Source organism: Alitabrizicola rongguiensis, from assembly GCF_021491355.1.
GTDB classification, from domain to species: Bacteria; Pseudomonadota; Alphaproteobacteria; order Rhodobacterales; family Rhodobacteraceae; genus Aliitabrizicola; species Aliitabrizicola rongguiensis.
The window spans coordinates 96,045-115,833 of sequence record NZ_JAKENF010000001.1 but is presented as its reverse complement, the minus strand read 5'-3'; the positions used below and the strand labels follow the sequence as shown (position 1 = coordinate 115,833).

Annotated in this window: 20 protein-coding genes; 1 reads left to right on the top strand and 19 read right to left on the bottom strand. The window is 62.8% G+C overall.

Features of this window, described 5'->3' with window-relative positions:
• Window positions 1-9 precede the first annotated feature (9 nt).
• From L0V05_RS00540 to L0V05_RS00475, 14 genes are all read right to left on the bottom strand, one after another.
• Window positions 10-1,323: a DUF8689 domain-containing protein gene (locus tag L0V05_RS00540; protein WP_234867336.1), complete on the bottom strand. Its 1,314-nt coding sequence runs from the start codon at window positions 1,321-1,323 to the stop codon at window positions 10-12.
• Between the two features lie 54 nt (window positions 1,324-1,377).
• Complete coding sequence (locus L0V05_RS00535; RefSeq protein WP_234867334.1) at window positions 1,378-1,878, bottom strand: A24 family peptidase; 501 nt, start codon at window positions 1,876-1,878, stop codon at window positions 1,378-1,380.
• Window positions 1,878-2,744, bottom strand: coding sequence for a tetratricopeptide repeat protein (locus tag L0V05_RS00530; RefSeq protein ID WP_234867332.1), 867 nt, complete (start codon window positions 2,742-2,744; stop codon window positions 1,878-1,880). Before L0V05_RS00530 ends, L0V05_RS00535 begins: the two co-directional genes overlap by 1 nt.
• A 25-nt stretch (window positions 2,745-2,769) precedes the next feature.
• Window positions 2,770-3,312 (bottom strand): tetratricopeptide repeat protein, encoded by a 543-nt coding sequence (locus L0V05_RS00525; protein WP_234867330.1) that lies wholly within the window; start codon window positions 3,310-3,312, stop codon window positions 2,770-2,772.
• A 23-nt stretch (window positions 3,313-3,335) separates the two neighbouring features.
• A complete protein-coding gene (locus L0V05_RS00520; RefSeq protein WP_234867328.1) occupies window positions 3,336-4,313 on the bottom strand; it encodes a type II secretion system F family protein in 978 nt (325 codons plus the stop codon).
• A gap of 9 nt (window positions 4,314-4,322) precedes the next feature.
• Window positions 4,323-5,291 carry a type II secretion system F family protein gene (locus L0V05_RS00515; RefSeq protein ID WP_234867325.1) on the bottom strand — a complete coding sequence of 323 codons (969 nt, stop codon included), beginning with the start codon at window positions 5,289-5,291 and terminating at the stop codon, window positions 4,323-4,325.
• 9 nt (window positions 5,292-5,300) lie between these two features.
• Window positions 5,301-6,758 carry a TadA family conjugal transfer-associated ATPase gene (locus tag L0V05_RS00510; RefSeq protein WP_234867323.1) on the bottom strand — a complete coding sequence of 486 codons (1,458 nt, stop codon included), beginning with the start codon at window positions 6,756-6,758 and terminating at the stop codon, window positions 5,301-5,303.
• Between the two features lie 3 nt (window positions 6,759-6,761).
• On the bottom strand, window positions 6,762-8,027 hold the full coding sequence (locus tag L0V05_RS00505) for a CpaE/TadZ family protein (RefSeq protein ID WP_234867321.1): 1,266 nt from the start codon (window positions 8,025-8,027) through the stop codon (window positions 6,762-6,764).
• 251 nt (window positions 8,028-8,278) lie between these two features.
• Window positions 8,279-8,920: an OmpA family protein gene (locus tag L0V05_RS00500; RefSeq protein WP_234867319.1), complete on the bottom strand. Its 642-nt coding sequence runs from the start codon at window positions 8,918-8,920 to the stop codon at window positions 8,279-8,281.
• A 6-nt stretch (window positions 8,921-8,926) separates the two neighbouring features.
• On the bottom strand, window positions 8,927-10,333 hold the full coding sequence (locus tag L0V05_RS00495) for a type II and III secretion system protein family protein (RefSeq protein ID WP_234867317.1): 1,407 nt from the start codon (window positions 10,331-10,333) through the stop codon (window positions 8,927-8,929).
• Between the two features lie 195 nt (window positions 10,334-10,528).
• Window positions 10,529-11,371 carry a Flp pilus assembly protein CpaB gene (gene cpaB / locus L0V05_RS00490; RefSeq protein ID WP_234867315.1) on the bottom strand — a complete coding sequence of 281 codons (843 nt, stop codon included), beginning with the start codon at window positions 11,369-11,371 and terminating at the stop codon, window positions 10,529-10,531.
• Window positions 11,372-11,531: 160 nt separating this feature from the next.
• Window positions 11,532-11,720, bottom strand: coding sequence for a Flp family type IVb pilin (locus tag L0V05_RS00485; protein ID WP_234867312.1), 189 nt, complete (start codon window positions 11,718-11,720; stop codon window positions 11,532-11,534).
• 212 nt (window positions 11,721-11,932) lie between these two features.
• A complete protein-coding gene (locus L0V05_RS00480; protein WP_234867310.1) occupies window positions 11,933-12,133 on the bottom strand; it encodes a Flp family type IVb pilin in 201 nt (66 codons plus the stop codon).
• A 311-nt stretch (window positions 12,134-12,444) separates the two neighbouring features.
• Window positions 12,445-12,645 carry a Flp family type IVb pilin gene (locus tag L0V05_RS00475; RefSeq protein ID WP_234867308.1) on the bottom strand — a complete coding sequence of 67 codons (201 nt, stop codon included), beginning with the start codon at window positions 12,643-12,645 and terminating at the stop codon, window positions 12,445-12,447.
• Between the two features lie 390 nt (window positions 12,646-13,035).
• Here L0V05_RS00475 and L0V05_RS00470 point away from each other — a divergent pair, with 390 nt between their 5' ends.
• Window positions 13,036-13,878, top strand: a complete 843-nt coding sequence (locus L0V05_RS00470; protein WP_234867306.1) for a lytic transglycosylase domain-containing protein — start codon at window positions 13,036-13,038, stop codon at window positions 13,876-13,878.
• 74 nt (window positions 13,879-13,952) lie between these two features.
• Here the strand turns inward: L0V05_RS00470 and L0V05_RS00465 are convergent, their stop codons facing one another.
• The 5 genes from L0V05_RS00465 to dprA form a co-directional block, all read right to left on the bottom strand.
• On the bottom strand, window positions 13,953-14,243 hold the full coding sequence (locus L0V05_RS00465; protein ID WP_234867304.1) for a GNAT family N-acetyltransferase: 291 nt from the start codon (window positions 14,241-14,243) through the stop codon (window positions 13,953-13,955).
• Window positions 14,236-14,880, bottom strand: a complete 645-nt coding sequence (locus tag L0V05_RS00460) for a 3-oxoacid CoA-transferase subunit B (RefSeq protein WP_234867302.1) — start codon at window positions 14,878-14,880, stop codon at window positions 14,236-14,238. The genes L0V05_RS00465 and L0V05_RS00460 overlap by 8 nt, the downstream gene beginning before the upstream one ends.
• Window positions 14,880-15,584 (bottom strand): CoA transferase subunit A, encoded by a 705-nt coding sequence (locus L0V05_RS00455; RefSeq protein WP_234867299.1) that lies wholly within the window; start codon window positions 15,582-15,584, stop codon window positions 14,880-14,882. Before L0V05_RS00455 ends, L0V05_RS00460 begins: the two co-directional genes overlap by 1 nt.
• A gap of 82 nt (window positions 15,585-15,666) precedes the next feature.
• Complete coding sequence (gene topA / locus L0V05_RS00450) at window positions 15,667-18,279, bottom strand: type I DNA topoisomerase (protein ID WP_234867297.1); 2,613 nt, start codon at window positions 18,277-18,279, stop codon at window positions 15,667-15,669.
• A gap of 217 nt (window positions 18,280-18,496) precedes the next feature.
• On the bottom strand, window positions 18,497-19,651 hold the full coding sequence (gene dprA / locus L0V05_RS00445; RefSeq protein WP_406565936.1) for a DNA-processing protein DprA: 1,155 nt from the start codon (window positions 19,649-19,651) through the stop codon (window positions 18,497-18,499).
• Between the last annotated feature and the right edge of the window lie 138 nt (window positions 19,652-19,789).

The window sequence follows — 19,789 nt, the reverse complement described above, 5'->3', positions numbered from 1 at the left end:
GCGCCAACCCTACTTCGCGATCTTCTCGTCGCGGACGAACATGTTGGCCCAGGCGCGGTCGATCAGTTCGGGGGTCATCTGGTAGGGCAGGCCCTCGAACTCGCAGACCGAGATCATCTGGTCGATCAGATAGACCGGCTGGTAGTTGGCGTAGTTGTTGTTGATGCTGGGGAACTTGTTCTTCATCAGGTGCAGAAGCGCGGTCTCGTCCAGCGGCATCTTCTTCTTGCGGGCGACCATGGCGAAGATCTTCAGGAAGTTTTCCTGGTTCGGGCCGTCGATCTTGATCTTGAAGAAGATCCGGCGCAGGGCGGCGCCGTCGAAGATCTCGTTGGGGTGGAAGTTGGTGGAAAAGATCACCAGCGTGTCGAAGGGCACGGTGAACTTCTCGCCCGATTGCAGGGCGAGGATGTCGCGGCCCTCTTCCAGCGGCACGATCCAGCGGTTGACGATCTTCTGCGGCGGCTCCTGCTGGCGGCCAAGGTCGTCGATGATGAAGATGCCGCCGGTCGATTTCAGCTGCAGCGGCGCCTGATAGGTGCGGGCGACCGGGTTGTAGGTCAGGTCGAGCATGTCGAGCGACAGCTCGCCCCCGGTGATGACACTGGGCCGTTCGCAATAGACATAGCGGTTGTCGAAGCGGTTCGAGGTGCGGCGCAACGACGTCGGGTCATCTACGGCCTCTTCCGCGGCGCGGTGCACGATCGGGTCGTAGACCGAGATCACCTGCCCGGAATACTCGATGGCGCGCGGGATGTAGATCTTGTCGCCCATCGCGGCGCGGATGCCGTTCGAGATCGAGGATTTTCCGTTGCCGGGCGGGCCATACATCAGGATCGACCGGCCCGAGGTGACGGCGGGGCCAAGGTGGTCGAGCAGGTCGCTTGGCAGGATCAGGTGGCCCATGGCGCCAACGAGCTGCTGGCGGCTGATCTTGATGTCGCGGATTGACTGGCGCTTCACCTGCTCCTGATAGATGTCGAGCGGCACTGGCATTGCGCCGTAGTACTCGGACTGGCTGAGCGCATCGAGCGCGCGCGAGCGGCCGGCATCGGTCAGCTGATAGCCCATCTCGTTGCCGCTGGTGGCATGCAGCGTCCCCGTCGCCTCGAGCAGCTTCTGGCCTCGGGCAAGGTCGACGAGTTCCTGCGTAACGTTCACAGGCAGGCAGATCTGGCGCGAGATCACGCTGACCAGATCGAGGTTCATGCGGAACATGGTCTTGAGCAGGATGTCCCGCATCATCACGACGCCCAGCCCGGTTTCGGCCAGCGTGCGCGGCGCGGGGGGGGCGGTCACTCCGGGTTTCGACTGCACGTTCATCGCGTCACCTGAAGGTCGGCCGGGCGATCTTTCCCGGCAGCACTTGTGAAATCGTTAATGCGCGAGGCCAAGCCAGAGCGCGGCGAGGAAGTAGAAGATCAGCGTACCCGACAGGGCGAGACCCATCGGGAACTTGCGGTGTGTCCACGAGGCCCAGTCGGCGGTAGCGGCGCGGATCGGTCCGATCGCGCGTGCGGCGCGGTGGCTGGCAAAGGCGCCAAGGATGGCCGCGGCAAGAAGCGCCAGGGCGAAGCGGGCGTCGTCCTGGGGAATGAACAGCGCCATCGCGGCGATGAACTTGGAATCGCCCGCCCCCATCGCGCCGCCCGCATTGAGCAGAAACGTAATCACCAGCACGACAAGGGCCTGCACCCACCGCCAGGCCCAGACATCGACCGGCAGGGCGATCAGGCCGATGACCGCGAACACGGCGATCATTGCCAGCACCGCCATGTTCGGGATCTTCATGAACTTCATGTCGCTCCAGGCGACCCAGACCGCGATCGGGAGCAGGAAGGGCAGAAACCAGAGTGCGGTCCAGACGGTTGTGGTCATCAGTTCGTACTTGTGTTGGCGTTGTCGGTCAGCGCGTCGAGGCTGCGTTGGGCGGCCTCGAAATACTGCGGGCTGGTGTCGATCGCATCCTGGAGCAGGCCCTTGCCGACGGTCACGTCGCCCTGCTTGATCGCCGTCAGCGCCAGCGTGTACATGAGCTGCGCCCGTTCCTGCTGGGTCATGTCGATGACCGGCATGTCATATTTATGCTGGGCGCCGCGGGCCAGGATCAGGTTGTTCTTGGTGGTGAACTTGGTCGGATCGTAAGTCAGCGATTCAAGGAACAGCTTCTCGGCTCCCGGATAATCGCCGCGCGACAGTTTCGAGAAACCCCAGTTGTTCAGCACTCCGGCCGGCTGCGTCGTCAGCCCCTGCGCCGTGTCATAGAAGCTGTCTGCCTTCTTCCACTGCTTCTTGCTGTCTGCCACCATCGCCTCGAGGCGGTAGCGCTCGAAAGTCTCGTAGGTGGGCGGGATCTGGGCCAGCTGCGCCTCGGCCTTCGTCCAATCGTTGCTGCGGATCAGCGCGTCGGCATAGTCGACACGGTCTGCATTGGTCGCCTGCGGGCTTGCGACGATGGTCGCCCACACTGCGGCTGCCTCGTTCGGCTTGTCGGCGCGGACCAGCGACTTCGCGAGGCCCCGCTTGAGGTCGATCCGGTCCGGCTTCTGCTGGACCGCATTCTGGAAATAGTTCACGGCCTCGTCAGGGTCGCCGACGGTCAGCATGATGTCGTTGAGGTTGCTTTCGTCGATGACGTTGACGCTGTCCATTGCACGTCTGACATCGGCATCGTTGTTTCCGACGCAACCGACGGTCAGCGCAGTGCCACTGAGGCACAGCGCGAGTAAGACTGGGTGGCGCATTTTGCGTCCTGTTGCTGCTCGGCCCTCAGAGGTCCGTAAGAAGCAGGTATTCGCCCTGTCCCTTGCGAACCAATGAGAACCCATTGTCCTCATTGGTCTCAGTGTAAGCGGTGCTCTCGGTCTTGGCGATGGCAAGGCGCAGATTTTCGCGGATCGCGTCCGACGCGCCACTGTCATAGGCAAAGGCTTGCTCGAACACCCTGCGCGCTTCACCGGTCTTGCCTTCCTCCATCAGCACCACGCCAAGGTTGTTCAGCGCGGGGACGTTCCTTGGATCCATCTCGAGTGCGCGGCGCAGGATCATTTCCGCCTGGCCCAGCCGGCCCAGCTTCAGATCCGCCGACCCGATCCCCGAGAGGACGTCAGCAGTCATGCCTTCCTCGCTCGCCGCCCGGTAATAGGCCTTGAGCGCTAGTTCGTATTCACCGGCAGCCATCAACTGATTGCCGACATCCAGCCCGCTTACGGCGTTGCCATGCGGGTCGACGGCGGGGGCAGCGTTTTCGGCAGAAAGCGGCCGCCCCGTGTCGCAGGCCCCCAGAAGTACCACCGCAAGCAGCGCGGACATCCAGGGCCTGTTCATTCGAAGCGCTATCCCTTCCCGAGCGTGGTGGCGACACTGTAGATCGATGGTCCGACAAGGATGATCATCAGCGGCGGCACGGTGAACATCATTGTGCCGAGGGTAAGCTTCGTCGGCAAGGTGTTCGCTTTCTCTTCGGCGCGCATCACGCGTTTGTCACGCATTTCCGCCGCATAGACGCGAAGCGCGTCGGCGATCGAGGTACCGAAGGTTGCCGACTGGACCAGCACGGTCACGAAAGAGGATACATCCGTCAGACCAACGCGCTCGGCCATGTCCTTGAGCACGAGCACGCGTTCCTTGCCGGCTTTCACTTCCTGACCGACGATCTCGAACTCCTCGGCCAGCGCAGGATAACCCGCACGGATTTCCTTGGACACGCGGAGGATCGACTGGTCGAGAGACTGACCTGCCTCGACGCAGACGAGCATCATATCAAGCGCGTCAGGGAACCCCGAGGTAATCTGGCCCTGACGTTCCTGGGTGCGGCGCTTGATCCAGTATTGCGGCAGGTAGTATCCGGCAGCACCCGGTCCGATGGTCGAAAGCACGAGTGTCTGTGTACCGATATCGCCGGTCGCCGAGATGAACAGCGCATAGATCACGCCGATCAGCAGAAAGCCGATTCCAAGAGCGAATTGCGCGAAGTGGAAAGCCCGGACGGCGTTCTTCGACCGATAGCCGGCCCGCATCATGTTGAGCCGAGAGGACGAAAGCTCTTCCGCGTCCTGCGGTTCAAGGAAGGTCGCAAACTTTTGCAGCTTGTCGGTCTTGTCGGCACGGCGCAGCGCCTGCTGCGCCGGTGCGGCCTTGGGGGTGACGGTTGCCTGCGCCTTGATCTTGTCCAGCGGATCGACCTGCTTCTTCAGCAAGGTCGGCAGGACGATCAGCACCAGCAGCAGACCGAAGCCGCCAACGGCGATCAGCGGGCCGAGAGGGCCGAGCTTGTCGATCAGGGCCTGGTTCAGGGAAGACAGCATGGACATGGCCGGACCTCAGACCTTGATGTTGACCATGATCTTCATGAAGATCACGTTCATGATGAGCAGCACAGCGACGACGAGGCAGGCGGGAATGAAGGCCGCCGTGTCCTTCACGCCGTCGAAATAGTCCGGCTTGATCACGTTGATGAGGATCAGCGCGACGATCGGGAAGCCCGACAGGAACATGCCCGACCACTTCGCTTCGGCGGTGATCGCCTTCACCCGCCGGAACAGCTTGAAGCGGGCGCGGATGACCTTTGCCAAGCCTTCGAGGATTTCGGCCAGGTTGCCGCCCGAGGTTTGCTGGATCGACACGGCAACGGCGAGGAAGCGCAAATCCTGCATGTCCATCCGTTCGGCAAAGGCCTTGAGGCTGTCGGCCACGTTGCGGCCATAGGCGGCCTCGTCGGCGATGAAGCCGAATTCCGAGCCGAGCGGATCGCCGACCTCTTTCGCCACAATACCGATCGCCGACGAGAAAGGGTGGCCGACGCGCAGCGAGCGGACCATCAGTTCCACTGCGTCGGGCAGCTGCTCCTCGATCAGGGCCAGGCGCTTCTTGGCCTTGTTGTTCACCCAGACATAGACGCCGCCGATCCCCATCGCGACCGCGATGGCAATTCGCAACGGCAGTGCGGCCGCGGTGCCGATGGTCAACCCGAGATAGGCGAAGACGGCCAGCAGGGCCATGATCCCGACCAAGGCCTTGGGCGAGAAGGCGATGTTGGCCTTTTGCGCCTTGTTGGCCAGGATCGAGTAAAGCGGAATGCCCTTTGCCGACATGTGCTGGCTCATCTCCTTGCGGAGCTGTTCCAGAACCTGTTCGCGGTTGCCGCCCTTCTCCATCAGCGCCAGACGGCGGCTGACGCGGCTGTTGAGGCTGATCGACTTGCCGAAGACCGTCAGGTAGATGCCTTCGACGAGGAACAGAACCGCGACGAAGATCAGGATGTAGATGAGTGGCGCTGCGCTGATCGTCATGATCTTTCCTTACGGCAGGGGTTCGTAGATCGAGGCCGGCAGGTTGTAGCCCCACTGCTTGAACCGTTCGGAGTAATGCGAGCGCACGCCGGTCGCGTTGAAGCGGCCGATGATCTTGCCCGAAGGCTCGATTCCGAGGCGTTCGTAACGGAAGATTTCCTGCATCGAGATCACGTCGCCTTCCATGCCGGTGATCTCTGTGATCGAGGTCATTCGGCGAGAGCCGTCCTGCAGGCGGCTGGCCTGCACGATCAGGTTCACGGCGCTGGCGATCTGGGCACGGACGGCTTTGATCGGCATTTCGATACCGGCCATCGCGATCATGTTTTCCAGACGGCTGACGCCGTCGCGGGCCGAGTTGGCGTGGATCGTGGTCATGGAGCCGTCGTGGCCTGTGTTCATGGCCTGGAGCATATCGATGACCTCTTCGCCGCGCGTTTCGCCCACGATGATCCGGTCGGGTCGCATCCGCAGAGCGTTGCGCAGACAGTCCCGCTGAGTGACAGCGCCCTTGCCTTCGACGTTGGCCGGGCGGCTTTCCATCCGGCCCACATGAACCTGTTGAAGCTGAAGTTCGGCCGTATCCTCGATCGTCAGCACGCGCTCGGTGTTGTCGATGAATGAAGACAGAGCGTTCAATGTCGTCGTCTTACCGGAACCCGTACCGCCCGACACGATGATGTTCAGTCTGGTCGAAACCGCAGCCTGCAGGTAGGCCGCCATTTCCTCGGTGAAGGCGCCGAAGCGCACGAGGTCGGGGATGCCGAGCTTTTCCTTTTTGAATTTCCGGATCGAGACCAGCGAGCCGTCCACCGCGACCGGAGGAACCATTGCGTTGAAACGCGATCCGTCGGCAAGGCGGGCGTCGACATAGGGGTTCGATTCATCGACGCGACGGCCCACGGCCGACACGATCTTGTCGATGATGCGCAGCAGGTGGCGCTCGTCCTTGAAGGTGATGTCGGTGAGCTGCAGTTTGCCGCCGCGTTCCACGAAGATCCGCCGCGGCCCGTTGATCAGGATGTCGTTGACCGTCTCGTCTTTCAGGAGCGGCTCGATGGGGCCAAGGCCCATGACCTCGTCGTAAAGCTCCTGGTGCAGCGACTGGCGATCTTCCTTGTTGAGGACGACGCTCATCTCTTCCAGGGCTTCGGCGGTGATCGTCGCGATCTCCGACCTCAGGCTCGCTTCCGAGGCGTGTTCCAGTGCGGAGAGGTTCAGGTTGTCGAGAAGGCGCTTGTGAAGTTCGACCTTCAACTCGCCCATCTTCTCCTTGCGCTTCTTTTCCTTCTCGGCAGCAACCGCCTCGGCTGGGGTGCGCATCTGGGGTGCCCCGACTTTCGGGACGGGCGCGGCAACCGGCTTGGCGATGGCATCGGCCTTGGGTGCGGCATGGGCCGCAGCGACCGGCGCCGACGTCGCCGGTTTCGCCGCTTGTTCGGCAGGTTTGCGGTAGCGAGAGAACATCGGTTACTTCTTCCCGGCTTCGACGGCCTTGTTCAGATCGAACAGTGATTTCGCGAGCTTGTTGATCTCTTTGCGCAGCGGGTTCTTGGCAGCGCTTTCGGCAATGGGCAGACCGTGATCGTTCGCCTGGGTGATCTGGTGCCCGCCATCGGGGAGTTGAACCTCGATGTCGATGTCCAGGCTTTCGGCCATGCGCTTCACCCGGCCACGAGCCGAAAGCTCGGTGAACTTGGGCGCGCGGTTGAGGACGTAGCGCAGCTTCTCGAACGGCAGATCCTCGGATTTCAGCGCCCGCACCATGCGCAGCACGTTCTGCGCCGAGCGCAGATCAAGCTCCAGGAGCGCGAAGTAGACATGGGCGCGGCTGAGAACCGCTTCGGTCCAGCTGACCACGGTCGAAGGCATGTCGACGATAACGAAGTCGAAGTTGGCTTCGGCCATCGCGATGAGGCGGCTTATGTCTTCGCCGGTGACGAGTTCCAGCGGGATCATTTCGGCTGGCGCGGTGAAAACGTGCAACTTTTCGTTGAACGTGACCATCGATTGCAGGAAGGCCTCGCTGTCTGTGTTGGCCGTGTCCTGCAGAACTTCGAAGACCGCCTCGCGACGGGGCAGGTCGAGATAGGTCGCGACAGAGCCATACTGGAAATCAAGGTCCAGGATGCAGACTCGCGGCGCGTCCGTCTTGCTGATCGTGGCCAATTCCCAGGCAAGGTTCGTGGCGAAGGTGGTCGCTCCGACGCCACCGGCAAGCCCGTGGACTGGCAGCAACACACCGTCGCGATCGCCGGTTGCCTTGAAGGTCGGGGCAGGTGCGTTTGCAGGGACCATTGCCTGAGCCGGCGCCGGAGCAGGTTCCGGCTTGTGTTTCAGCTTGGCGATCGACTCGCGCAGGCCGCCTTCCGGAAGCGGATAGGGCAGGAAGTCGTCGGCACCGAGGCGCAGGAGCTGATGCAGGGCGATCGGGCTGATCTGGTTTGCGACCAGGATCACCTTCACGCCGCGTTCCTTCGCGGCTCGGATCACTGCAGCTATGCCGTCAAGGTTCGTCTCGTCCTCGCCGTCTGCGGCAAGAACCACGAATTCCAGAGCCGCCGCTTCGGGTTGCCCGAGGAAAAGCAGAGCATCTTCGAAGCTGAGATCGCCCCAGCTTTCGCCAAGCTCCAACTCCATGTCATCGATCAGAAGATCGAAGTTCTGAACGTCCCGCGAAATCGTGCACGCGATGATCGGTGCCGGTTCCGGCTGGAGAGTCGCCACACTGGTCATTGCCTTGCGTCCCTTTCCACCTCTTGGGCCGGCAAGGGGGCGGGACCATCCCTATTCGTCTGGTCCCCGAACTTCCCCCTTGGCCTGCACCCGCACGCGATTCTCGGTCGCGCGCACTGCTGCCATTGAGCGGAGGTTCATGTGCAATGGTGGCGAGAATTGGGCCAAAAGACCGTGATTGTTTGGTATTTGGCGACTGTCGGGGCCGGTTCGCAGGATTGCATCCGGCCCCGGACGGTCCACGGGCCCAGTTACTGGCCGGTGGAACCTGAGGTCTGCGTCTGGATGATCTGGTTCTGGGGATGCGGCGTTTCAGCCGACTTGACATAGTCCCGCCAGACAACTTCGGCATACTTGCCGTTCAGGTCCGGGGCGCTGCCCTTGACGAAGCCGGATACCTCGGTGACGGCCCGGCGGTTCAGCACCTCGGGTCCGGGCGTGTTGACCAGCGGGCGGGTCTTGCCAAAAGAGACAAGCGCCTCGAGACGCGAGCGGCTGATGCCCTGTGTTCCGAGGAAGGCGACGACAGCCTCGGCCCGGCGCTTGCCAAGCGCGTAGTTGTAGCCTTCGCTGCCGACAAGGTCGGTGAAGCCGAAAACGCGGAAGCGGACTTCAGGGAACTGGCGGATCCAGTTGGCTTGCTGGCGCAGGATCGCCTGGGCGGCTGGATCAAGATCAGACCTGTTGAACGCGAAGTTGACCGTGTTCGGCACTTCGGCAGCGAAACGCTGGTTCAGCGCAACCGTTGCATCCAGTGCTCCGGTCATGATGCCGGTGTTCTGCGTCGTCGCGTTTCCGAAGGTGCCGGTGGAGTTGACGGACCAGCCCGCTTCCTGATCGCAGGCGGAGAGGGTCGAAAGCGCAGCCACCAAAAGGATCGCAGGGGTCCGCATCTGGGCTTACTCCATCACATAGCCGTAGGAGCCGCTGTAGTCCTGCCGCGCAACCTCGCCGGCGGGTCCGTTGGCGGCACCGCCCGTGACACGACCGAACAGGAATAGATCCTTTTCGGACGGAAGTCTGACGCGGTCGGTTGGAAGCGCCATCGCATCGCCCTTGGTTGCGGTCACCAGATGCGGTGTGACGATGATTACCAGTTCGCTTTGCGCGCGCTGGTATTCGGTCGAGCGGAACAGTGCACCGAGGACCGGAATGTCGCCCAGCCAAGGAACCTGACCGTTGAGGTCGCGGAAGTCGTCCTGCAAGAGGCCGGCGATCGCGAAGCTCTCACCATCGCGCAGCTCGACGGTCGAGGACGTCTCGCGGCGCTTGAAGGCGTTGATGTTGAAGCCGTCCGTTTCGACCGTGATCGTGTTGTCGATCGACGACACGGCCGCGTTGATGACGAGGTTGATGAGATCGCCATCGACGACGGTCGGGGTGAAGTTCAACTCGACGCCGAATGGCTTGTATTCGATCGAGATACCGTTGTCGCCGTTCGAGACGGGGATGGGGTATTCGCCGCCGGCGAGGAACTTGGCTTCTTGCCCGGACAGCGCTGTCAGGTTCGGCTCTGCCAAGGTGCGGACCAGCCCCTTGGATTCGAGCGCTTCAAGCAGCACCGCGAACTCCAGGCTTCCGGTGTTGAAGGTGAAGCCGAGCGCGCCCTTTGACTCGCCGTTGATCGGTGCCGTGCCGTTGTTGATGAGGTTGTCGATCGCACCTTCGGCCGTGAAGTTGCCGGTGCCCATGATGAAGTTGCCGCTGGTCGACTTGCCTGCAATCGAGGCTGACAGGCTTTTGCTGACCGCCCGCTGCATCTCGGCGAAGCGGACCTTCAGCATGACCTGCTGGCTGCCGCCGACGGTCATCAGGTTTGAAACACGTTCCGGTGCGTAGCGGTTGGCAAGGTCCAATGCGCGATCCAGCTTGGCCGTGCTTGAAACCGTGCCGGACAGCACGATTCCGTCATTGGCGGTGCGGACCTCGATATTCTCGCCAGGCAGGATCTGGCGCAGACGTTCCTTGAACTCGGCCACGTCGGGGCTGACATGCACATCCACGTTCGAGATGAGCTTTCCGTCTGCCGAAAGCAGCGTCATCGTCGTGCGGCCAGGCGCCTTGCCAAGCACGTAGATGGATTTGTCGGAAAGCGTGGAGATATCGGCAATGCCAGGGTTGGCGATCGACAGCTCTGCGAAGGGAACGTCGCTTTCAACCACGACGGCCCTGTTCATCGGAACATCCAGCGCGCTGGATGGAGACCCTTGCATGACGTGCAGCGTTTCTGCCATCGCCAAGTGCGACACAGAGAGGCTCAAGGCGCACGCCAAGAGTCCGGCCTTCACGAAAGAGCGGCTGCCCATTTTACTGCCTCGTTCACACGCCTCTGACCGGGTCTTGACGCCCGAAATTTGGATCAGAATGGAGCAGAAGTCGTTTTTTTGCAAGAATCAAAACCTTGCGCGGGGATTTTGAAGTTTGTGGACCCGCAGTTATCCAACGCTTGGATGAAAGCGTAGGGGCCTACCGCAAGATGCAGTAGGCCCCTCGCACGGATTTCAGTCGGTGCAGGGGATCGCAGTGTCGATTACATCTGCGCCCTTGCGGGTCTTGACCGAGCAGACGCGTTCCTCGACAGGCGCGGGAGCGGGGGCTTCCTCGGTGATGCCAAGCAGGGTCTTGCTGTCGACCTCGACCACATCCGACGTGGTCTCGTCACCATTGCCGACGAGGGCAAGCGAAAGTCGGCCCGTGGCCTGCGCCTGTGCCAGGCGCGCAACCTGCTGCGGCGTTGCTTCGACGGTCACCGTACGGGCAATAATCGCGTCGGTGCTTTCGGAGTCTGACGATTGGTCGACTGCCGCAAGCTTGATCGCGGATTCGATTGCTCGGGTCACTTCGCCGTCAGATCCATTGACCGAACCAGTCCAGTAGACATCGACCCTGTCACCCGGCCGCAAGAAGCCGGACACGCCCGACTCCACGTCGACCTTGATTGCAAAGGCCCGCATCCCTTTTGCCAGGCGGGTGGTCAGGCCGGCTTCCTCGCCGGGTTCGGTGACCTTGACCGCCAGGACCGGCTCGAACTTTTCCATCTGACGCAGGACGAGGCGGGGTTCGGCGCCCTCGGGGAAGAGATCCTCCATCTTGACGAAGGCGGTTTCTGGCAGTGCGGACTGCGGCCAGGGGATCGACCGGATGTCTTCCTTGGTCAGCACGTCGCCGTAGTTGAGGGCCTTCGTTGTGATAAGGACATCGACCATCGGCCCAAGCTTGGCGCTGCGGGCGCGTTCCTCGTCGAGCTGTGCCTGGGTGGCGTTGATGTAGTTCTGGGCCATGTAGACGGCAAAGCCGGCCAGTGACAGCCCAAGGATCAGGACAAGTCCGAAGACGATCCGCATGGCTTAACCTCCTGCTCGATGCAAACTCCTGTCATGCTTCCCGGTGAGATCACCGGACAAAGACAGGATCTGACGACTTTCTTCAGGAAGCAGGAATGACCGGGGATTGAGGCGGATTCGTGGATCAGTTGCGGCAGTTGCGCGATGATTGTTCAGAAATCTACCAGTTAAAGACGGTATGGATCGTCCCCAGATTGGTAATCAGCGTGGCCATCGCTGTCGTGAGGCCGCCATTGATCGCAGTCAGAACCGCAAGTCCAAGCCCGACGATCGAAGCGGTCAGCACCACCCAATCGACGGTCACCGCTCCGTCTTCATCACGGCGAAAGGCCGTCAGCACCTTGATCATCGTTCATACTCCGGTTTCTTCGCGGTTCGCGCCGAACCGTCCTTGTCGTCATGGTGGTGCGGGAATGTGGCCCAAATGGGGTACAGTGGGGTGGGGTTTAAGTCATGAAGCGCGATTCCGGGGAAGATCTGTTCGTGATCCGGAAACTATAATTAAGAAAGCCGCGCCAGTCCGGCGCGGCTTTGCAAATCTGGATTTCGACTGCGGGTCGATCAGTTGCCCGAGGACGCCGCACCGACGGTGGCGGTGATGTCGCTGGCCACGGTTGTGGCGTTGGTCGAGATCGCGCCGCCAACGGTCGTCATGACGACCAGGCCCAGACCGACGATCGCTGCAGTCAGCACGACCCAGTCAACGGTCACGGCGCCGTCTTCGTCTTTGCGGAAGTTCTTGAAGATGTCGATCAGTTTCATGTCAAAAATCCCCCTTCAGGGTTGCGGGCTGCGTTTCCGCCGTTCGGATCTGCGCATCAGGCCGGTTGGCCCGCCGCTCCGATCGGCATGCAAGAATGAAGCACCCACATCTTGTCGGCATTTGGGCAGCACAAAGGTAATTCCTGACAAATCGCTAATTGTTGGATTGGTAACGACGACGTGATGGGGCGGGATCTCAAAGCGGCGCAGCTCTGCCGGTCGCTCCTGTGTGCTGGAAAAAAGTAGAAGGGCCGTGTCTCTTGCAAGACACGACCCTCTTTGGATCAGACGATTGTCTGTCTCAGGCGATATCAGTTGCCCGAGGACGCCGCACCGACGGTGGCGGTGATGTCGCCGGCAACGGTCGTGGCGTTGGTCGAGATCGCGCCGCCAACGGTCGTCATGACGACCAGGCCCAGGCCAACGATGGCAGCGGTCAGCACGACCCAGTCAACGGTCACGGCACCGTCTTCGTCTTTGCGGAAGTTCTTGAAGATGTTGAGCAGTTTCATGGTATGTGTCCCTTCTGAGGAGTTGCTTGCTTCAGTCTCGCCGCTTCGGGTCTTCGCTTCCGGGCCTCTGAACCGTTCCGCTTTCCGTTCGGCATGGGTGCATATAGCCCTCGAATCGTGGCTCCATTTGGGCGGGAACGGGGTATTTCTTGACGAACGGCTAAAGCCCCAATAATTCTTTCAAGGCATTGTTTTAGAACGAAAAATTTTTTGAATTTGGCGTCAAAATGGGCGCAACCTGGGGTTGCTGGCCATTCGATCATCTCTGTTTCTGGTGAAAAACTGGCGTAGCGTCCGGTTTTCTGACAGGATGGAAACAGAGAACGATAAACGGGGCAGAGCAGGCCTCCTGAAATGCGGAATCGTCTGATAGCAATCCTTGCGGGTTGCATGATCGCACCTGCCGTCCTGTTGGCCGAGGAGCCGGAGGCTGCGAGCAGCTTCACGTTCAAGATGGTCAAACCGCCGGCTGCCGGCCAGAAGCGCATCACCGTCCAGATCGATCCCGAAGAGCAGGCCCGCGTTCTGGCCGCGTATCCCAAGGTCACGCCGAGAGAAGAGGCGACCGTGCTGCCTCCGGTCACGCAGGCCGATCCGCGACCGCCCGACCTGATCCCCGCGCCCGCGCCGGCCCAAGCAAGTTACGGCTGGTTCTGGGACAAGGTGCCGACTGCGATCGAGGCGAAGGATGGCCGGTTCCCACTGGCGATGGCTACTCTTTCGCAGGGGCCGAGCGGGGCTGCGGTTTCGGCGCCGCGGATGCAGACGATGCAGGACATCGCCACCAGATACGGCACCGCGATCCTGACGGCCACGATCGGAACCGAGGTGTCACCTGCGCTGGTGCTTGCCGTGATCGGTGTGGAGAGCGGCGGTCAGGCGCAGGCCATGAGCCCCGCTGGCGCGCAGGGGCTGATGCAACTCATCCCGGCAACTGCCGAGCGTTTTGGTGTCGCGGACGCCAATGATCCGGTCCAGAACATCAAGGGCGGGGTCGCCTACCTTGACTGGTTGATGAAGAATTTCGACCGGGACCCGCTGATGGTCCTTGCCGCCTATAACGCCGGCGAAGGCGCGGTCACGGCAAATGGCGGCGTGCCACCCTATTCCGAGACCCGCGACTATGTGCCGAAGGTTCTGGCGGCCTGGCAGGTAGCGCAGGGGCTATGCATGACCCCGCCCGAGCTTGTGACGGATCCCTGCGTGTTCCGCATCATGTCCGCAAGCAACTGAGCGGTGCGACGGCTGTTGAAACGAGAGAGACCCCGGATCGCTCCGGGGTCTTCCGATCGGGTGCAGGCGGCGCGCTAGACCGAAAAGGCGTCGGCCCATTCCGGATGGCGCTTGCGCTGCGCATTCACGAAGGGGCAAAGCGGCATGATCTTGAACCCCTCGGCCCGTGCATCGGCCACGAGCCGCGTCACGAGGGCAAGACCCGCCCCGGTGCCGCGGAAGCTGTCCGGCACGCCGGTGTGATCGGCGATCCGCAACACCGGCGAGGTTATGGAGTAGGTCAGCTCCGCCTCCTCGCCGTCCTTGCGGATCACGTAGCGGCCTTTCGAGACCGTCTCCTCGCGGGTGATCTCGAACTCAGCCAACGATCGTCGCCTCGGTCGCCGCGCGCAGCTCTTCCTCGGTCACGCCCGGTGCAATCTCGACGATATGCAGCCCCTTGTGGCCCACGTCGAGCACACCGAGATTGGTGATGATGCGGTCGACCACGCCCTTGCCGGTCAGCGGCAGGGTGCACTGGTGCAGCACCTTCGACTCGCCGTGTTTCGAGGTATGGTCCATCACGACCACGACACGACCCACGCCCGCGACAAGGTCCATCGCCCCGCCCATGCCCTTGACGAGCTTGCCGGGGATCATCCAGTTCGCGAGGTCGCCATTCTCGGCCACTTCCATCGCGCCAAGGATCGCCATGGCGATCTTGCCGCCACGGATCATGGCGAAGGAGGTCGCGCTGTCGAAGAACGCGGTCTGCGGCAGTTCGGTGATCGTCTGCTTGCCGGCATTGATGAGGTCAGGGTCTTCTTCGCCCTCGAAGGGGAAGGGGCCCATGCCGAGCATCCCGTTTTCCGACTGCAGTGTCACGTTCACGCCGGCGGGAATGTAGTTCGCCACCAGCGTGGGGATGCCGATGCCGAGGTTCACATACATCCCGTCGCGCAGTTCCTGCGCGGCGCGGGCAGCCATCTGGTTACGATCCCAGCCCTTCACATCCTCAGCCATCAAGCGGTCTCCTTCTTGCGGACGGTGCGCTGTTCGATCCGCTTCTCATGCGGGCCCTTGATCAGGCGATGAACATAGATGCCGGGCAGGTGGATCGCATCGGGGTCGAGCGAGCCGAGCGGCACGATTTCCTCGACCTCGGCCACGCAGACCTTGCCGCAAGTCGCGGCGGGCACGTTGAAGTTGCGCGCCGTCTTGCGGAAGACGAGGTTGCCCGAGGGGTCGGCCTTCCACGCCTTGACGATCGAGACATCGGCGACGATCCCGCGCTCGAGGATATAGGTCTTGCCGTCGAAGTCGTGATGTTCCTTGCCCTCGGCGATGACCGTACCGACGCCGGTAGCGGTAAAAAAGCCGGGAATGCCCGCGCCGCCCGCCCGCATCCGCTCGGCCAGCGTACCCTGCGGGTTGAATTCCAGCTCCAGCTCACCGGAAAGATACTGGCGCATGAATTCGGCATTCTCGCCCACATAGGACGAGATCATCTTTTTCACCTGCCGCGTTTCCAGGAGCACGCCCAGACCGAAGCCATCCACACCGGCGTTGTTCGAGGCGACAGTGAGGTTCTTCGTCCCGGCCTCGCGGATCGCAGCGATCAGCAGTTCCGGAATGCCGCACAGGCCGAAGCCCCCCGCGGCGATCAGCATCCCGTCGAAGAGAAGGCCGTCCAGGGCCTCCTTGGCGGAACCGTAGGTCTTGTTCATCTTGGCCCTCCCGCAAACTCTCGGCGCCTTTTGTGGCGGCTCGGCGCGGGAAGGTCAATCGCCGCGCTGCGGCAGAAGCGCCTCAGGCCTTGGCGGTCTTGGGGGCTGCCTTGCGGACCGGCGCCTTGGCCTTGGGTGCCGCTTTCTTGGCCGCAGGTTTGCCGGCCTTGGCCGATGCAGGCTTGGCAGCTGTCTTGCGCGGAGCCTTGGTCTTGCCGCCCTTCGCCGCCTTTTCCGCCACCAGGACAAGTGCCTCGTCCAGCGTCACCGCTTCGGGCGACAGCTCCTTCGGCAGGGTGGCGTTCACCTTGCCCCATTTGATGTAGGGGCCGTAACGGCCGGGCATGACCTGAAGAACGCCGCCATCGGGGTGTTCGCCCAGATCGCGCAGCGCGGTGGCAGGGGTCGAGGGCCGGCCGCGCGCCGCCTTCTGGGCCAGCACCTCGACCGCGCGGTTCATACCGATGGTGAAGACCTCTTCCACGTCCGGCAGGTTCGCATAGGTCGAATTGTGCTTCACATAGGGTCCGAAACGGCCGATCCCGGCCTCTACAAGCTGGCCATCCTCGGGATGCGCACCAATCTGGCGAGGCAGATTCAGAAGCATCAGCGCCCGTTCCAGTGTCAGGCTGTCCGGCGACCAGCCTTTGGGCAGGCTGGCACGGGCTGGCTTCGGCTCTTCAGCCGTCGCCTCGCCGCGCTGCACGTAGGGGCCGAACCGACCCGACCGGAGCGTGATGTCGCGCCCAGCCTCATCTTGACCCAGCACCTTTCCGTCTGCGGTTAGCGTCCCGCCATCTTCGCCGTTCGGCACAGAGATCGGCCGGGTATAGCGGCATTCCGGGTAGTTGCCGCAGCCGATGAAGGCCCCGCCCGACCGGGCGGTCTTCAGGTGCAACCGACCGGTCCCGCAGACCGGGCAGGCACGCGGGTCGCCGCCATCGGCGCGCGGCGGATAGAGGTGCGGCGCCAGGAAGTCGTCGATCTTTTCCAGCACCTCGCCGATCCGCAGGTCGGCTGTTTCGGCGATGGCCGCCGAGAAATCGCGCCAGAAACGGGCCAGCACATCCTTGTAGTTGCGTTCGCCCGCCGAGACATCGTCAAGCTCCGTCTCAAGGTCGGCGGTGAAATCGTACTCGACGTATTTGCGGAAGAAGTTGGTCAGGAAGGCCGTGACCAGACGTCCCTTGTCTTCGGGGATCAGGCGGTTCTTGTCCTTGCGGACATATTCGCGGTCCTGGATCGTCGACAGGACCGAGGCATAGGTCGAAGGCCGGCCTATCCCGAGTTCCTCCATCCGCTTCACGAGCGTCGCCTCGGTGTAGCGGGGCGGCGGCTGGGTGAAGTGCTGTTCGGGCGTCACGGACCGCTTCTCGGCCGGCTCGCCCTGCATGATTTGCGGAAGGCGGCCTTCGCCATCTTCCGGATCCTCGTCGCGGCCTTCGTCATAAACCTTGAGGAAGCCATCAAAGAGCACGACCTGGCCCGTGGCGCGAAGCTCGACCTGACCATCGGGACTGGCCACATCGACCGTGGTGCGTTCCAGACGGGCGGCGGCCATCTGGCTGGCGATGGTGCGCTTCCAGATGAGGTCGTAGAGCTTCCTCTGATCGGTCTCGGTCAGGCGCAGGTTGTCGGGTGCGGCCGACATGTCGGTCGGCCTGATGCATTCATGGGCTTCCTGCGCGTTTTTGGCCTTGTTCTTGTACATCCGCGGACTGTCCGGGACATAGGCCGCGCCGAAGCGGCGGCCGATCTCGGCCCGGGCGGCCATCACTGCCTCGGGCGCCATGTCGATCCCGTCGGTCCGCATGTAGGTGATATGGCCCGCCTCGTAGAGCCGCTGTGCCGCCGACATGGTAGCCTTGGCGCCCATGCCGTATTTGCGGCTCGCCTCCTGCTGGAGGGTCGAGGTCATGAAGGGCGGCCAGGGATTGCGGCTGGCTGGCTTCGCCTCGACGGACTTCACCGACAAGCTGCGGGACGTGACTGCCTGAACCGCCAGTTCGGCAGCAGTTTCGTTCGCGATGTCGAATTTATCCAGCTTCCGGCCGCCGAGAACGGTCAGCCTTGCCTCGTATTCCTGGCCGCGCGGCGTGGAAAGGAGCGCCTTCACCGTCCAGTACTCGCGGGCGCGGAAGGCCTCGATCTCCATCTCGCGCTCGACGATCAGACGCAGACAGACCGACTGCACTCGACCCGCAGATTTCGCGCCCGGCAGCTTGCGCCAGAGCACCGGCGACAGGGTGAAGCCTACAAGGTAGTCGAGTGCCCGGCGGGCGAGGTACGCCTCGACCAGTGCCTGATCGACATCGCGCGGCTCCTTCATCGCCTGGGTCACCGCATCCTTGGTGATGGCATTGAAGGTCACGCGGCGGACAGTCTTGCCCTTCTTGAGGGATGAGGCCAGCGCCTGCTGCAGGTGCCAGGAAATCGCCTCGCCCTCGCGGTCGGGGTCGGTGGCGAGGATCAGCGCATCGTCGGATTTCAGCGCCTCGGCAATGGCGCGGATGTGCTTCTTCGACTCGGGCGGAACTTCCCAATCCATCGCGAAATCATGCTCGGGATCGACGGAACCATCCTTGGCCGGCAGGTCACGGACATGGCCGTAAGAGGCGAGCACCGTATAGTCGGAGCCGAGATATTTGTTGATTGTCTTGGCTTTGGCGGGGGACTCGACGACGACGACGGGCATCAAGGACCTCTTTCCAAAGCGACGAATGACATGGCGGCGCAAAATTGGGGGTCGGCGCGGCAATGTCAAGGAAGGCCATGAGGCAGGTCGGCAAGGACCTTCCGGGCCCTTGCCCGCTACGCCCTGAATGCTGGGTGCGGGCAAGCGTTGTCGAAAACTCCTGCGAAAACTCTTCGAAGAGTTTTGGCCGCACCTCCGGGAGGCGCCAGGACGAGGCTCAGGCGATGCGGGACAGCAGCCCGCCCGGCTGCCGCAGAACCCGCCCTTCGAGTTCCAGGGTCACCAGTTCCGAGGTGACATGCGCTGCGGGCAGGTCAAGGTCGCGGATCAGTTGGTCTTCCGCCAATGGGCTGGGGCCGAGGCGGTCGAGAATGCGCGAATGGAGCCGCGCGATCTCGGCCAGAGGGCGCGCCGCCGCGATCGGGCCGGGTAGCGGCGGCGGAGGCGGTTCGGGCACCACCTGTTGGGCAACAGGGATTGGTGCACCGAGCGCTTCGAGCACGTCCTGCGGGCCGCGCACAAGGGTCGCGCCGTCGCGGATCAGCATGTTGCAGCCTGCAGCACGGGAATCGAACGGGTGGCCCGGCACGGCCATGACCTCGCGCCCCAGATCGAGTGCGGCGCGGGCGGTGATGAGGCTGCCGGACCGCGCCGCGGCCTCGACCACGACGACAGCGCGGGAAAGACCGGCAACGATGCGATTGCGGGCCGGAAAGTGCCGCGCCTGCGGTATCAGGCCCATCGGCTGTTCGGAGATCCGGCAGCCCTCGGCGGCAATGCGCGCAGCAAGGGCCTTGTTTTCCTCGGGGTAGATCACATCGACGCCGCCCGCCTGCACCGCGACAGTGCCGTGCGGCAACGCGACCTCGTGGGCGGCGGCATCGATGCCGCGCGCCAAGCCCGAGACGATCACGTGACCGGCTTGTCCCAACCCATCGGCCAGTCGTCTGGCCATCCGCAGGCCTAGGCTCGAGGCGTTCCGGGCACCGACCAGGGCTACCATGGGTTGGCCGAGGAGGCCGATATCCCCCTGCGCCCAAAGGAGGGGCGGCGCATCGGGCATGTCCATCAGCGCAGAGGGGTATCCGGGCTGGCCCCAGAGCAGGAGCCTCGCGCCGGCAAGGCGGGCCTGGGCCATCTCGTGCTGCACGACCTCGACAGGGCAGGCCAGGTAGTTCTCCACCCCCGCCGCCTTGGCGATCTTGGGAAGTTCCCGCAGGGCCGCCCCGGCCGAGCCATGCTCGGCCATCAGTCGGTGAAAGGTTGCAGGTCCGACCCTGCGGGAGCGCATGAGGCGAAGCCACGACGATCCGTCATCCTCCGGGGTGGGTGGGGTGAAGGGTGTGGGGGACAGGAACGGACCTTCAGCCATCGCCAACCTCGCATCATGCGCCAGGCCACCCTGCGGGTTCAGGGTTAATGCAGGGTAAAGGTGCGACGGACCCGCAGCGTTTTTCGAGAAACCATGCTTGTAACTGTGAAACGCCGATTGAACTTCCTTGCGAAATTT